Below are 13,834 nucleotides of genomic sequence, written 5' to 3' on the forward strand. Positions count from 1 at the left end.
CGCCAGACCCGCGCCGGACCCACCTCCACCCCCCGACAGAGGACAGCACGATGAACGACTACACCACCCTCGAACAGCGCATTCAGCGCCTGGAGGACATCGAGGACATCAAGAAGCTCACTGCCACCTACTCCGACCACGTCAACAAGGGCTGGCTGGGCAAGGAGGTCGCATTCGACAAGCTGGCGAGCGTCTTCACCGCGGACGCCACCTGGACCTCAGCCGCGATGGACGTCGACGCCCACGGAATCGACGCCATCGTCGAGATGCTCCGCGAGCGCACCGCCGGCGGCACCTTCGCCATGCACAGCTTCACCAACCCGATCATCGAGGTCGACGGAGACACCGCCACCGGCAACTGGCTCCTGTGGGTGGCCGTCGCCAACGACGGCCATCCCAACGAGGTCCACCAGAGTGAGGACCTGCGCTACACACGCACCGCCGACGGCTGGCGCATCCAGGCCCTGAACCTGCACTTCGGCCAGATGCTCCTCACCCCCTAACACTTGAAGTGGATCTCCAACAAGAGCTTCATGCCATTCGTCTGGTACCGCATCGCCCTCGGCGTCGTGATCATCGCCCTTACCTAGGCCGTTTCGTTTGGATCAGTCGATCGTTGGTCCGGGCGTGCCGTTAACTGATGCGCAGTGGTCGCGGATCGAGCCGTTGCTTCCTGACCGGACGCCGAAGCGGGGCGGCCGGTGACGGGATCACCGGGAGGTGATCGACGCGATCGCGTTCAAGTTCCAGACCGGAACGCAGTGGGTGCACCTGCCGGAGAAGTACGGCAACGGGCGGGGCATCCAACCGGCTGCGGATGTGGGCCGTCGACGGCACCTGGGAGCGGGTCTTCACCGCGCTGATGGCCCAGGCCGACGCCGCCGAGGACCTGGCCTGGGCCGTGTCCGTGGACTCCACGATCGTGCGAACTCACCAGCATGCGGCCGGGGCCCGCAAAAAGGGGCCCCGGCCGGCGAACCGGCCGATCACGCCATCGGCCGGTCCCGCGGCGGACTGACGACGAAGATCCACCTCGCAGCCGATGCCCGCTGCCGGCCTCTGGCGTTCGTCCTCACCGCCGGACAGGCAGGCGATGCACCGGCCTTCACCGATGTCATGGCCCGCGTGCGTGTTCCCCGACGGCGTGGCCGACCGCGCACCAGGCCGGATGTGGTCCCGGCGGACAAGGCGTATTCGTCCCGGGCGATCCGCGAGCACCTGCGCAGGCGCGGCATCCGTGCGGTGATCCCCGTGCCGACGGACCAACGCGGCCACCGCCTGCGCCGGGGCAGCCGGGGCGGCAGACCACCGGCCTTCGACCGCGAGACCTACAAGCAGCACAACAACACCGTCGAGCGGTGCATCAACCGCCTCAAGCAATGGCGCGGCATCGCCACCCGCTACGAGAAGACCGCGACCATCTACCTGGCCGGACTCCACATCGCCGACATCTTCCTGTGGTCCGCCCGCTGATCCAAACGAGACCGCCTAGGGCACCAGTATGGGAGCTGCGCCGAGCGCTAGCCGGGCTTTGCGCAGCGGCTCGGCAGCGCCCATCCTTTCGGCCGAACCCCGACCCGACGGCTGCGGCTGACGAGGGGGGAGACGCAGGCCTTGCCGGCAGTGCCCGGAGCATTCATAGAAAGAATTACCACCTCCCAGGAAACGCGAGAAGAGTAGGCGGCCGCGCAGTGCTGCTGGCAGTTGGTACGCGGTATCCGTAGATGCAGGGGGTTCGCCGGAGCCGTAGCGGCCCGTAGTCCCACGCCGCTACGGCCGCCGCCGCGCAACGGGGCTCTGGCCGCCGCCCCGGCAGCCAGCGCCCTCAACCAGTGCGGAGGTGCCGACCTGCCCCTCCCGCGCCGCGCACGCCTGATCGGACTCGACTTCGATGACGTCTATCAGGTGGTCCTCTACAGCGACGTGCTTCAGGACGTGATCTACAGCACCGCGGGCTTGAGCGGATAGCCCCACTGACGGCACGGATGCCGAGCGTTGACTGACCGTGGCGCTGGTGCCGGTATGTGCGTTGGTCCGTTCGTGTCCGTTTACAAGGGGTAGCCACGCCAGGTCTCGCAGGATGATCCGATGAACACGGTGCCCATCGGCGGATTCGCCGCCGAGACTCCTGGCTGAGAGAGCGCATCCCGGCGTCATCGTCACTCATGGACACTTCCGTCGGCCTCGGGTGTGGTGACCTGGTTGATGCGCCCCGAGGTGTCGTAGGCGTAGATGGTGCTGCCGCCGGTCACGTCGGTGACGGTCATCTTCGCCGTGCCGGAGGCCACCGCTCCCGAGGTCACGTACGAGACGGTGCGGCCGGAGTTGTCGGCGGCGCTGTAGTGCAGTGCGTCGGCGCCGCGTGTCAGGGACAGCCATCGGCCGGAGCGGGTGTCGGTCGCCTTGAACCCGGTCACCATGCCGGAGGCGAGCGTCTGCGCGACGGAGATCTTGTCACCGTTGCGGTCGGTGACCGCGGTCAGGTTCCCAGACGTGTTGTAGGTGTCCTTGGAGCCGGACTGTGTGTCGGTGAGTGTCTAGGTGCCGTCGATTGGCTGCCGCAAACACTGTCGCCGAGGGTGAGGCCATGGATTGGCAATGACGGTCGAATCGCCATGCTCGACGCACGAAACGTTCGACCGCTTCCCCCTTCGCCAGCCCTCCAGCGTCGACGTCCGCGCACCGTGAACCAGCGAGCCCGCAGGAACACTGCATATTCAGCGCCGGCGGAACATAGCACCACTTCGCCGGTTGGCCAAACCGGCAATCACCCGGATCATTGAACCCTCGCAGCTCGGCACCCTACGAGAATCCCTGCGGACACAACACTGAGGGGACACGGCTATCCAGTTCATGACTGCACAAGAAACGGCTAAATATCTAAATGTATCCATTTCATGGATATACAAGAATGCAACCCAGGTGGGACTCAACCCTTATAGGTTCGGAGCAGGCCGCAATGCCAAGATTCGATTCAAACTCCCCGAGGTAGAGGCGTGGACTAAGCAGCAAAGAACCCCATAGACAAGATCAGTATTTCGCAGCAATATACACTCCGATGATCGGACACATCTCATTTGCATCGTTCATTGATTCGCGGCATGGGCTCCTTCTTCAAGAAGTGTGAACACTCACAGACGCAGTGGCCCAAGTGCCTTCATCCCTACACCATCCGGTACAGGTCAATAACCGGAAGACAGACGGAAGAGTCTGGTTTTACAACCCAGGGGAAAGCTGTCCATCGCCTGACGGAGATCTATAACGAAAAGCACACGACGCACCACTCGCAGACAAAGTTCGAGCGTATTCAGAAGTACGGAATGATGCGCTTTGATGAGTACGCCACCGAGTGGAAGGCCAGCCAGCGAGATCTGGGCCCGGCTTCCATACGCCACCTAGACTCCCTGCTCCAGCATCATCTCTTTCCGTTGCTAGGTAGTCGGCGCATGAATTCCTTCGACCATAAGGTAGTTGAGGACTTCATTCAGACAATGGAACGCAACGGTGCCGGCCTAGCCACCCAGTCCAACACTTTCGATAAACTGCGTGCAATCCTCCTCGACGCTCACCGACTGGGCTTGTTCAGCGAAAGCCCCTTCAACGGCGTCAAGGCACCGCAGTACGACCCGGCGCGGGCTGTCATCCCGTCGCCGGAGCAACTCCGCGCGATACGCACTGCCGGCGATGACGTCTTCACGTTGTTCGTCGACCTGATGAGTGGCTGCGGCCTACGGAACGGCGAGGCGGCCGCCGTCAACCTCGACAACATTGTGGCTGACGACGTCTACCGAATCAGGGAGCAAGTCAACCAGACCACCGCGCGGTATGGCCCCCTCAAGCACCGTAGACCGAACAACTACCGCGACGTACCCTTGCCAGCGAGAGTCAAGCAGACCATTAAGCGGTACGCCGCCGAGCACGGAACCGTCGACGGCTACCTACTACGCCACCCGAAGGATCCAACTCGGGCATTCCCCTACTACGGTCTCAGCAATCAATGGCGGCGCATCAAAGAGAAAAGTCATGCTGATATCCCCCAGGGGATGGTGCTTTACGGGCTCCGTCACTTCTTCGCCTCGAACTGCCTCACCCATGGCATCGCCATCACGGACGTGGCCGAGTGGATGGGTCACAAAAACATTGACGTCACCTTCAAAATCTATCGGCACTTGATGCCCGGCTCGATCAGTGCAGCCGCCAGGGTACTCGAATTTGACCTCGCCGCCTAACAGTTATGGAGAAGCGCGGGAGAGCGGCTCAAACAAAAAAAACTTTGAGAACACACCTTCACACAACAATGCAGAGAAGACCGGAAGGTGGCACCGCCACGTCGTCGCATCACCCGCGCTCGCTGCCCACCGTACAATCCTCCTTCCTCCATGCATAGTTGGCCGCCCCGATAAGCAAGAGCTCAGCCTTTGCTACTCAAGGATCGGATCGGATCAGCCAACGCTGATCCCCGCTTCGTGGTCCATCTACAGCAACGCAGCGAATGAAACCTGAGCTCTGACGCAAGACCAACCACATCCTTATGTGCCCATCCGTTCACGCGACGAGGGCGGCGTTAAGGATCTGGGCAGCAGAGCTAATTGAGCCGGGCATGAGATGTCGGTAGATCTTGAACGTGACGTCGATGTTCTTGTGTCCCATCCATTCGGCGACATCGGTGATCGGAATATTGTTGCTGAGGCAGTTGGACGCGAAGAAGTGGCGGTTCCCGTAGAGCACCATCCCCTCGGGGATGTCTACCGCGCCCGACGCCCTGATACGCCGCCACTGGTTGTCCATCGCGTAGTGCTTGAACGGCTTACTGGGGTCGGTCGGCTGCCGAAGCAAGTAGCCATCGACCGTCCCGTACCCGTCGGCGTACCGCTCGATGGTCTCTCTGACCCGTACCGGCAGGGGAACGTCGCGGTACTCCCCCGTCTTCCGGTGCTTGAGGGGCCCGTACTGGCCCGTAGACATAACGACCTGTTCGCGGATGCGATACACGTCGTCGGCTACCAGGTTTTTGAGGTTCACTGCAAACGCCTCGCCGTTCCGCAGTCCACAGCCACTCATCATGTCGACGACCAACGTGAACGCATCATCGCCGGCAGTGCGTATCGCGCGGAGTTGCTCCGGCGACGGGATGACAGCCCGCGCCGGGTCGTACTGCGGCGCCTTGACCCCGGCAACGGGGTTGTCCGGAAAGAGTCCGAGCCGATGGGCGTCAAGGAGGATCGCGCGCAGCTTGTCGAAGGCGTTGGACTGGGTGGCAAGGCCGGCGCCGCTGCGTTCCATGGTGCGAATGAAGGCATCCACCACCTTGTGGTCGAACGAGTTCATCCGCCGACTGCCCAACGCGGGATAGATGTGGTGCTCCAGGAGCGAGTCGAGATGCTTGACCGATTGGGCAGCCAGGTGGCGCTGCCCAGCCTTCCAGTCCTCGGTGTAGTCCGCGAAGCGCATCGCCCCGTACTTCCGGATGCGCTCGGCCTTGGTCTCCGACCGCCTTGCCGCCTTCTTCTCGTTGTAGACCTCCGTCAAACGCTCAAGGGCGGCGTCCTTGTCCGCGAACCCGGATTCCTCCGCCTGTCTGCCTCCCGCCGACTGGTACCGAATCTTGTAGGAGTGAGGGCACTTGGGCCACCGCGACTGCGGATGCCCACACTCCTTGAAGAACGACCCCATCCCCCTCGGCAACGAACCTTGCGCCATCCCAAACCAACTCCCGCGACCGATGCTGACCTTTCGCTGACCGGCAGCCGTCCGGAAGGTCGCTGACCTGCGGAAACTGTGATGGAGTCATATATGTGGTGGAACTTCGTCGCCCGCACCCAGCAGGAGATCGAGCAGGCGCGCGAGGACTGGACGAGCGGATCGCGCTTCGGCGAGGTGAAGGGGTACGACGGGGCTCCGCTGCCGGCACCGGCGCTGCCGCCGACACCACTCAAACCGCGCGGACGGACCCGCTGAGCAGGCAGCACCCTGGATTCCGACTCCTGGCCGCCACCGCCGTCCTTCGGTCCTTCACACCATGACATAACTGACGGAAGTCCCTCCCGAGGCCTGTGCACAAGCGCCTGCCCCTGAGGGGCTTCACGATTCCACGGTGTGGGCATCCGCGGGCGGCTCTGCCAGGACGGATGCTGACCCGATGCCGAGTTTCCCTCGCTCTGAACGATCACCTCGCCTGCCCCCGCGGGAAAGGCGCCGGCCGCATCCACACCCCGCACCGCTCCCTACGCCTCGCACGGTGAACCATTGTGACGCCCGATCACGTGCATCAGGAGGGCGCCCACCGGCCGGCCGGGCCGGTGGACCGCACGCCCGACGGATCGCCTCCGACACGCGACCTGGTGGCGGTGTCAGGACAAGGGGAACAAGTGCAGATGACATTGAGGCGGCCCACGCGCCGCCGCATGGCGATGGCCGTGGCCGCAGGATCCGGGGCACTGGTCCTGAGCCTGGCCGGTGTGGGCCCGACACAAGCGGCCACGGGCGGAGCCCGCACCGTGAACTACACCGCTCTGGGCGACTCGTACGCGTCGGCCCCCGGGGTCGCCGACCAGGTGGACCCCACGTGCAAGCGCTCGGACCACAACTACCCGTCACAGACGGCCCGGCAGAACCACTGGCGGCTGACGGACGTCACCTGTTCCGGCGCCACGACCGACGACATCGGCGGCCCCCAGGGCGGCGTGGCGCCGCAGCTGACCGCGGTCACCCGCACCGCCGACGTGGTCAGCGTGACCATCGGCGGCAACGACATCGGCTTCAGCAGCGACCTGGCCACCTGCGCCGGCCTGACGTCGTCGAACCCGGCGGGCGCGCCCTGCCAGGCGCACTTCACGGCCGACGGCGTCGACCAGCTCGCCACCCGCATCGACGAGACGGCTCCCAAGGTCGCCGCGGTGCTGCACGCCGTCCAACAGCGGGCCCCCCACGCCCGGGTGGTGGTCGTCGGATACCCGGACCTCTTCCCGGACGACGGCGTGGGCTGCACCAGCAGCACCGTGCCGCTGGCCGCGGGGGACTTCGCCTACCTGCGCGACACCGAGAAGAAGCTCAACGCGATGCTGACCCGCGTCGCTCACCGAAGCGGTGCGCGGTACGTGGACACGTACACCCCGACCGTGGGACACGACATGTGCCACCCGGCGGGCGAACGCTGGATCGAACCGCTGGTGACCGCATCCCCGGCTGCCCCGGCCCACCCCAACGTCCAGGGCGAGACCGCCATGTCCACCGCCCTCACCCGCGCCCTGTCCTGCGCGGTCCACCGCCGCTGACGGCCTGGCTGGTGACGATTGCAGTCCTGCCGAGTCGCCATTCGGATCAATTCTGGATGGCGACACCACATCCACCGGCGCGGAGATGAGACATCGCCGCCTTCTGGGCGGTTTCTGTAATGTTTCCGCTCGGGCATCCCCATTCCGGGGTGCCCGAGCGGGAACCGCAGCTCAGACAGAGAGGCTGTCAGCCGTTAGCCGACTATGTAATAGTTCCCGCACTCCCAGCTCCAGTTGTCCGTCCTGAAAGTGCAGGGCTGGACGGCCGATATAGGACGGGTAGTGCTTCGGGCGATGGTGCCGTTCGCGTTGACCCCGAAAGACTCCATCGTGCCGTCCTTGTATTCGACGTTGATGCTCCCGCCGGATGTCCAGCTGGACGAAGAGCCGTAGGCCCAGACCCAACCGGGGGCTCCGTTGCCCGGCTTGGTGTCCACCTGGACCTGTGTTCCGAGGTACCCGAAATTGTAAAGTGCCGCGGACGCGGGTTGAACGGTGGCCACGCAGGCCAGGGCGATGGCTCCCGCGATGACAGACAGTCTCCCGGCGAATTTCCTCTTCCGCATAAAATAGCCTCCATGCGCTGCAGGTCTGCCGCTTCCTCAAGAACTCTGGTGAAGCAAGCAGAATGGGCGGTCACAAGAAGTGTGAGAGTCCCTCACTTGGAGGGTCAACGCCCGGGTGGACGTGAGAGGAATTGAGGCAGAGGAATTTCCCTGACGGCCGGTCAGGACGACGGACCATCATTCGGGCCCGGCAGTGAACCGTCGTCGGCGATCGATGTGACGCCGTGTCCGGCGGGCCGCCAGTATGCCTCCGCTCACGGAAGCCACCGTCTCAAGCCCCGGCAGATCTCTGCCGAAGAACCGCCAGAAGAACGACCATGCCTGCCCCGCTCATTCGACGGCCCGCCTCGGCCGGGCGAGTCCGGCTGACGGGACGTTTCGGCGGCGCAGGAGCAGGCCTGCGGGCCGCCACAGGGCGAAGGCCACGCCGAGGCCGAGCGGGAGTTGCAGGAGCCGCTGGATCACCGGAGGTCCGGGCCTGGCCCCGCGTCCGAGCGGGGCGCCGCCTCGCGGATCGACGGTGACCGTGTACGTGCCGCCCACCACCCACTTCCGGCCCAGGAGCCCCCTCTCCTCGAACGGGGCCAGCGGTGGGCCGTCGAGGACGGTGACCGTGTAGCGGCGGGCGGCGGGATCCATGCCGTCGCCCTCGGACCACGCGATCTGTCGGACCCTGACGTGTTCGGTGCGCCCGTGCTGGTGCAGTTCCTGCTGGTCCAGTTCCAGGTTCTGCAGGATCAGCACCCCGAAGAGGCACACCGCGCACAGCGGCCACCTGAGGTCCAGGTACCAGCACGTGCACAGGAGCACGCAGCCGAGCAGGATCGCCAGCGCGCACAGCGCGTCGATCCACGAGGCGTGCGTGACGAAGGCCGTGCGCCCGATCAGACGCACGACCGCGCAGAGCACAAACGTCGTGCCGGTGCTCGCGACACCCGTCAGCAACCGCCGTCCCACACCTGTCCGTTGCCCTTTGCCCGCATCCTCCGCGCTCACCCTCACCCCTGCTCTCGACGCGACCGTCGGCCTGATGGTGCACGCGCTCCAATGTATGGATTGTTCAACGATCCTTCAATAGGATGGTTCAACATCCAGTCGTCTGCTGCGCGGACGGGGAACGGTGACCGAGCGGAGAGGTGGAGGAGATGACCGGGTATCAGTTCGAACAGATCGACGACTTCGGGCGGATCCTGTTCAACGACGACCCCGCGCTGCGGCTCGAGGTCGTCCGGACGGTCCTGGAGACCGCGGACGGCACGCTCACCCTCGACCCCGCAGGGACACGCCGCATGCCCATCGCCCTCTTCGAGTTCCGGGAAGCCCTGGGTGTGGGCTGCTTCGGGTACGTCGGGCCGGACAGCGGCTCGCGCGACGAGACACCCGAGGAGCCGCAGCTCGAAGGCGCCATCCTGTTCGGCATGCAGCGACTGCCGCCCGGCCGGGCCGAGTTGCGCTCGATCCCCGGATGGGAACTGCACGAGATACCCGACGAACAGCCGAAACTGGCCGAGCGCTTCGGATACACCTACTCCCGGCTGGAGCTGCGCACGCCCGACGGGGAGATCTACTCCCGGACATGGGTCCCGCACGACCCCGAGTGGACGGCCGCCGCCTTGCGTCTCGGCTACGTCGTCTGTCTGTGCGGCGTGGAACTGGGAATCCGCGCGCCGTACGCGATGACCGAAGCCCAGCACACCCCGAGCATGCGCGAGGAGTCCTTCCGCCGCGGCTGCGCACTGGGCCTGAACATCGGCGGACTCGTCACGTACGTCGGCAACGAGGCCGCGCCGGGCGGCGGCTGACCCTCTTGAGGCGAAGGCGGCCCGTTCAGCGGCCTCCCGGCGTTCACGCGCCGCGTTCGTCTTCCAGTTCCCGCTTGAGGTTGCGCAGGGTCGTGTCGATGTTGCGGGTCTGGAATTCGGCGAACGTCCTGCCCGGGGTGACCAGGCGGTCGAAGGCGCCGGCCAGGAACGCCGGCCATGCGCGCCGGTCGTCGGTCCAGGTCTCCGTGACCCGGGTGCCCGCCCCCGTCGGCTCGAAGCGGTACTCCCAGGTGGCGATCGGGCCGCGCAGGCGCGGACGGGTGCGGCCGATGGCGTGGACGCGAAAGGCGAACCGGCGGCCCGGATCGGCCGCCGTGACGGTGCAACGCGTCACCCAGCGGAACCTCCCGCGCTTGTTGCGGCCCACGAACCTGTCGCCCGGCGTGAGGGCACCGCTCGCGGCCTCGCCCGTCGTGCCCAGGTTCTCCGGACTCCAGCGCCCCATGTCGGCGGGACGGCTCACGGCCTCGTAGACGGCTTCCGGCGGGACGTCGACGACGATGCTGCCGCTCACGGTGAACACTCGGGTCACTGCACTGCCTCTCACCGGAAACCTCAGGCTACTGTCGAGTAGGGATCATGTCAGGTGAGGGGCGGGACACGTGCCCCGCCCCTCGCCCTTCTCCCCCGTCACAGGAATCCGGAGCCGGATGCCGGGCGCCGACGGCTCGTCAGCTGGACGGCATCAGGACGGTGTCGATGATGTACACGTTGGCGTTGGCGGTCTTGACGTTGCCGCAGACGACCTTGGCGGAGTCGTTGACGGTGTAGGACTCGCCGGAGCCGGACGTGGTCAGCTTGGCCTTCTCCAGGGTGTCGAAGGACCCCTTGCTCAGGTCCTTCGGCGCCAGGGGCTGGCCCACGACGTGGTACGTCAGGATCTTGGTGAGCTGGGCCTTGTCCGCCAGGACCTTGTCCAGGGTCGCCTTCGGGATCTTGGCGAAGGCGTCGTTGGTCGGCGCGAACACCGTGATGCCCTGGGCGTTGTTGAGGGTGTCGACCAGTCCTGCCTTCTTCACCGCGGTCACCAGGGTGGACAGCGCGGGGTTGTTGGAGGCAGCCGTGGCCACCGGGTCCTTGGCCATGCCGTCGAAGGAACCGGCACCGCTCTTCGGCACACCGGAACAGGCCGGGCCGAACGGCGCGTCGGCCATGGCCGCGCCACCGCCGCCCATGCTGCTGCCGGAGGCGGACGCCTTGTCCGAGGTCTTGGACTTCGCGGAGTCACCGTTGTTGTCGGAGCAGGCACTCAGGGCCAGCGGAAGCACGGCGGCGGCGGCAAGGACGACCGCGGAACGGCGGATACGGGTGTTCATCATGAATCTCCTGTTGTTCGTACGGCACGTGCCGCCTGCAGACGGGGATGAGAGGGGATGAGCCATCTCGTTCGGGGTCAGCCGGACCGAGCGGAGGAGTCGATCTCCTCGTCGGACACGTGGGGAATCCGGATCCGCGGACTCCCCGGATTGGCCGTCCGCCCGATCTGATGAATTCCTTTTCCCGACCAATCCGCCGCCCCGCCGGCTACGGATACAGCGCCGACAAAAATCCCTCGCAGGGGACAACTCCCGCTCGGGACAGCAGGACGAACGCACCAAGCCGTTGCGGTGGCGGCCACGGATTATCAGCGCGAGAAATCGCCGAACAGAGATTTCCGGGAAAGAGGCGCCATGCGAATGCCGCGAGGTCACGGCGGGAAGCCGGACACGTCAGCTCTTTGGGTCCGGCACTGCCCGCCGCGGCCTCGGGTGGCGGTCATCACCCTGCACGGCGGGCGGTCGGACGGCTACCAGACCTCGCGGCCCTGGCATCTGGCGGCGCTCAGGATGCGCCCCGTGCTCCGCGCGGCGGCGTCGGCCGTCTCCCTGGAGGACGCCGTGCTGGCCCAGGTGCGTTACCGCCACAGGGGATGGAACCAGGGTGATCCGCTCCAGGACACCTACCGCGCGCTCGACGAGCTGGAGCGGCTCGCGGGACCGGTGCCGGCCCTCCTCATCGGCCACTCCATGGGAGGCCGGGCGGCACTGCGCGCCGCATCCCGTCCGCAGGTGCGCGGCGTGGTCGCGCTGGCGCCCTGGCTGCCGCCCGGCGAGCCCACCGGGCACCTGCGGGGCAAGCGCGCCGTCGTACTGCACGGCACCCGCGACCGGATCACCAGTGCAGACGCTTCCGCCGACTACGTCCGCCGAGCGCGGACGCAGCAGACCCGCGCCGGCATCATCCTGGTCCGCCGAGGCGACCACGCCATGCTCCGCCGCTCCCCCCTCTGGCACCGCACCGTCGCCGAACTCGTCGGCGGCCTCCTGCACCCGGGCGGGCAGCTCACGGGCCGGGCCGCCGCGAGCTGCCTGTCCCCCGGGCCGATCTTCCTGTAGGCACGGCGACCGGCGGGGTGCGGCCGCCGGCGCACCCGGGTCCCGGAAGGCGCCGGCGCCTCGTGGTCCCGGGTGCGCAGGGCCGGACGAGGACGGGTGGCGGAGCGGCGCTCAGCGGCCGAGCAGTCGGCGGACGATCCCGTCCAGGTCCTGTCCGTCGGAGGCCGGCGCGTCGTCGGTCTTCCAGGCCACGAAGCCGTCCGGGCGGACGAGGACCGCGCCGTCGGGCGTCGTCCCGTGCGCCTCCCACCAGTCGGGGCCGTCGCCGGTGTCGAGGTCGTACGCCGGGCCCCGGCCGATGAGGCGGGCCTCGATCGGCACGCCGAGCCGTGCGGCCGTCCCGCGCGCCGCCTCGGACCAGTCCTGGCGCCCGCTGAGCAGCACGAAGGAGTCCTCGTACAGGTCGATCGTGGAGATGGCCTCGCCGCCGTGCACGACCGGCAGGTGCGGGGCGCGGGAGCCGGGGTCGGCGCACAGGCGCAGCAGGTCCGGGACGACGGGTCCGCCGTCGCCGGCCACCGCCGAGGACGTGTAGCGGTAGCCGAGCGCCACCGTGATCGGCACCTCGGAGTAGCCCGCCGACTTCCTCGCGGCGTAACCGGAGTTCTGGTCGCTGCGGGCCTGCGAGGTCGACCGCGCGCTGATGGTCCTGGCCAGCGGCCGGCGCTCCGCCTCGTAGGTGTCGAGCAGCCGCGGATCCGCCCAGCCGCGCAGCACGGCGGCGACCTTCCAGGCGAGGTTGTGGGCGTCCTGGATGCCGATGTTGGCGCCGAAGGCTCCGGTCGGCGGCATCTCGTGCGCCGAGTCGCCGACGAGGAACACCCTGCCGTCCCGGTAGACGTCCGCCAGCCGCTCCGCGGCGCACCAGGGCGCCTTGCTGGTGATCTCGACGTCCAGGTCACGTGTTCCGGCCGCCGCGCGGATGTGCTCGGCGCACACCTCGTCGGTGAACTGCTCGGCCGTCTGCCCCTTCTCGGGGAGCCAGGGCAGCTGGAAGACCCAGTGCTCCTTGTCGTCCACGGGCTGCAGCACGCCCTGGCCCGCGGGGTCGGTGATGTAGCACAGGACGAAGTGGTCCTCCCCGACCATCTCGCGGAGCATCGTGCTGCGGAAGAGGATGCTGATGCGGTGGAACAGGACCCCGGGTCCCGTCTGCCCGATGCCGAGCTGCTCGCGCACGGTGCTGCGTGCTCCGTCGGCGGCGAGCAGGTAGTCCGAGCGCAGCGTGCGGGTCGCACCGGACGCGGTGTCGCGCACGAGGGCCCTCACCCCGTCGTCGTCCTGGGTGAACGACACCAGCTCGGTGGCGAACCGCACGTCCCCGCCGAGGTCCCGGGTGCCCCGCAGCAGCACCGGTTCGAGGTCGTTCTGCGGGCAGTCGCAGCGGACCGCGGAGCACAGACCGTGCTCGGGGGGGCTGCCGGAGACCGGTGCCTGCAGCCATTCGCGGTGTTCGCCGTGGAGCGTGTCCACGCGGAGGATGCCCCGGTGGTGGGAGAGGGCTCCCGCCGCCCGCCGGATCGCCGGCTCCATGCCCGCGGTCCGGAAGAGTTCCATCGTCCGCATGTTGGTGCGCCGGCCGCGCGGGTGCCCCGACAGGGTGGTACGGCGCTCGACGACCTGGTGGCGGATGCCCAGGCGTCCGAGGAACAACGACGCGGACAGTCCTACGAGCGATCCCCCGGCAATCAGCACGGGTACATGTTCGTCGCCGTCTCCACTGCCGACCATACGACCGCCTCCTCCAGGGTCCGGGGCGCGAGCGGTACCAGCGCCTCCCTGGAGGACTCTCCCCC

At 67.1% G+C, this 13,834-nt stretch carries 12 protein-coding genes and 3 pseudogenes; 9 read left to right on the forward strand and 6 right to left on the reverse strand.

Going from position 1 to position 13,834, the window contains the following annotated elements; genetic code table 11:
• Positions 1-50 precede the first annotated feature (50 nt).
• From ACIQOE_RS08170 to ACIQOE_RS08180, 3 genes and pseudogenes are all read left to right on the forward strand, one after another.
• Positions 51-503, forward strand: coding sequence for a nuclear transport factor 2 family protein (locus ACIQOE_RS08170; protein ID WP_401410466.1), 453 nt, complete (start codon positions 51-53; stop codon positions 501-503).
• A gap of 3 nt (positions 504-506) precedes the next feature.
• A pseudogene (locus ACIQOE_RS08175) lies at positions 507-590 on the forward strand (UDP pyrophosphate phosphatase); the annotation flags it as partial.
• 22 nt (positions 591-612) lie between these two features.
• Positions 613-1,473 (forward strand): annotated as a pseudogene (locus ACIQOE_RS08180) (IS5 family transposase).
• Between the two features lie 686 nt (positions 1,474-2,159).
• Here the strand turns inward: ACIQOE_RS08180 and ACIQOE_RS08185 are convergent.
• Positions 2,160-2,420 (reverse strand): hypothetical protein, encoded by a 261-nt coding sequence (locus ACIQOE_RS08185; protein WP_401410468.1) that lies wholly within the window; start codon positions 2,418-2,420, stop codon positions 2,160-2,162.
• Between the two features lie 433 nt (positions 2,421-2,853).
• On the opposite strand from ACIQOE_RS08185, the gene ACIQOE_RS08190 reads away from it, so the two are divergent.
• Entirely contained in the window at positions 2,854-3,024 is a 171-nt protein-coding gene (locus ACIQOE_RS08190) for a helix-turn-helix domain-containing protein (protein ID WP_401410470.1), read from the forward strand.
• 77 nt (positions 3,025-3,101) lie between these two features.
• Positions 3,102-4,229 carry a tyrosine-type recombinase/integrase gene (locus tag ACIQOE_RS08195; protein ID WP_401410472.1) on the forward strand — a complete coding sequence of 376 codons (1,128 nt, stop codon included), beginning with the start codon at positions 3,102-3,104 and terminating at the stop codon, positions 4,227-4,229.
• Positions 4,230-4,545: 316 nt separating this feature from the next.
• Here ACIQOE_RS08195 and ACIQOE_RS08200 read toward each other — a convergent pair whose 3' ends face one another.
• On the reverse strand, positions 4,546-5,673 hold the full coding sequence (locus ACIQOE_RS08200; protein ID WP_401410474.1) for a tyrosine-type recombinase/integrase: 1,128 nt from the start codon (positions 5,671-5,673) through the stop codon (positions 4,546-4,548).
• A gap of 111 nt (positions 5,674-5,784) precedes the next feature.
• Between ACIQOE_RS08200 and ACIQOE_RS08205 the strand changes: the two are divergent.
• A pseudogene (locus ACIQOE_RS08205) lies at positions 5,785-5,958 on the forward strand (pirin-like C-terminal cupin domain-containing protein); the annotation flags it as partial.
• A gap of 539 nt (positions 5,959-6,497) precedes the next feature.
• Positions 6,498-7,274 carry an SGNH/GDSL hydrolase family protein gene (locus ACIQOE_RS08210; protein WP_401410476.1) on the forward strand — a complete coding sequence of 259 codons (777 nt, stop codon included), beginning with the start codon at positions 6,498-6,500 and terminating at the stop codon, positions 7,272-7,274.
• Positions 7,275-8,170: 896 nt separating this feature from the next.
• Here ACIQOE_RS08210 and ACIQOE_RS08215 read toward each other — a convergent pair.
• The gene (locus tag ACIQOE_RS08215) at positions 8,171-8,734 is read right to left on the reverse strand and encodes a hypothetical protein (protein ID WP_401410478.1); all 564 of its coding nucleotides are present in this window, start codon (positions 8,732-8,734) and stop codon (positions 8,171-8,173) included.
• A gap of 251 nt (positions 8,735-8,985) precedes the next feature.
• Between ACIQOE_RS08215 and ACIQOE_RS08220 the strand changes: the two genes are divergently transcribed.
• Positions 8,986-9,642 (forward strand): hypothetical protein, encoded by a 657-nt coding sequence (locus tag ACIQOE_RS08220; protein ID WP_401410480.1) that lies wholly within the window; start codon positions 8,986-8,988, stop codon positions 9,640-9,642.
• Positions 9,643-9,685: 43 nt separating this feature from the next.
• On the opposite strand, the gene ACIQOE_RS08225 is transcribed toward ACIQOE_RS08220, so the two are convergent.
• Both ACIQOE_RS08225 and ACIQOE_RS08230 read right to left on the reverse strand, forming a co-directional pair.
• Positions 9,686-10,195, reverse strand: coding sequence for an SRPBCC family protein (locus ACIQOE_RS08225; RefSeq protein WP_365559523.1), 510 nt, complete (start codon positions 10,193-10,195; stop codon positions 9,686-9,688).
• Positions 10,196-10,334: 139 nt separating this feature from the next.
• Positions 10,335-10,979, reverse strand: coding sequence for a fasciclin domain-containing protein (locus tag ACIQOE_RS08230; protein ID WP_401411539.1), 645 nt, complete (start codon positions 10,977-10,979; stop codon positions 10,335-10,337).
• 432 nt (positions 10,980-11,411) lie between these two features.
• Here ACIQOE_RS08230 and ACIQOE_RS08235 point away from each other — a divergent pair, with 432 nt between their 5' ends.
• A complete protein-coding gene (locus ACIQOE_RS08235) occupies positions 11,412-12,038 on the forward strand; it encodes an alpha/beta fold hydrolase (protein WP_365559525.1) in 627 nt (208 codons plus the stop codon).
• 111 nt (positions 12,039-12,149) lie between these two features.
• Here ACIQOE_RS08235 and ACIQOE_RS08240 read toward each other — a convergent pair whose 3' ends face one another.
• On the reverse strand, positions 12,150-13,733 hold the full coding sequence (locus ACIQOE_RS08240; RefSeq protein ID WP_351313632.1) for an FAD-dependent monooxygenase: 1,584 nt from the start codon (positions 13,731-13,733) through the stop codon (positions 12,150-12,152).
• Between the last annotated feature and the right edge of the window lie 101 nt (positions 13,734-13,834).

It is taken from the genome of Streptomyces sp. NPDC091282, assembly GCF_044757385.1.
GTDB lineage: Bacteria > Actinomycetota > Actinomycetes > Streptomycetales > Streptomycetaceae > Streptomyces > Streptomyces gramineus.

Excerpts from the sequence above, each read along its gene's own strand:
- ACIQOE_RS08220 (WP_401410480.1), top strand. The coding sequence starts at position 8,986 with ATGACCGGGTATCAGTTCGAACAGATCGACGACTTCGGGCGGATCCTG.
- ACIQOE_RS08170 (WP_401410466.1), top strand. The coding sequence starts at position 51 with ATGAACGACTACACCACCCTCGAACAGCGCATTCAGCGCCTGGAGGAC.
- ACIQOE_RS08185 (WP_401410468.1), bottom strand. The coding sequence starts at position 2,420 with ATGGTGACCGGGTTCAAGGCGACCGACACCCGCTCCGGCCGATGGCTG.
- ACIQOE_RS08190 (WP_401410470.1), top strand. The coding sequence starts at position 2,854 with ATGACTGCACAAGAAACGGCTAAATATCTAAATGTATCCATTTCATGG.
- ACIQOE_RS08200 (WP_401410474.1), bottom strand. The coding sequence starts at position 5,673 with ATGGGGTCGTTCTTCAAGGAGTGTGGGCATCCGCAGTCGCGGTGGCCC.
- ACIQOE_RS08230 (WP_401411539.1), bottom strand. The coding sequence starts at position 10,979 with ATGAACACCCGTATCCGCCGTTCCGCGGTCGTCCTTGCCGCCGCCGCC.
- ACIQOE_RS08195 (WP_401410472.1), top strand. The coding sequence starts at position 3,102 with ATGGGCTCCTTCTTCAAGAAGTGTGAACACTCACAGACGCAGTGGCCC.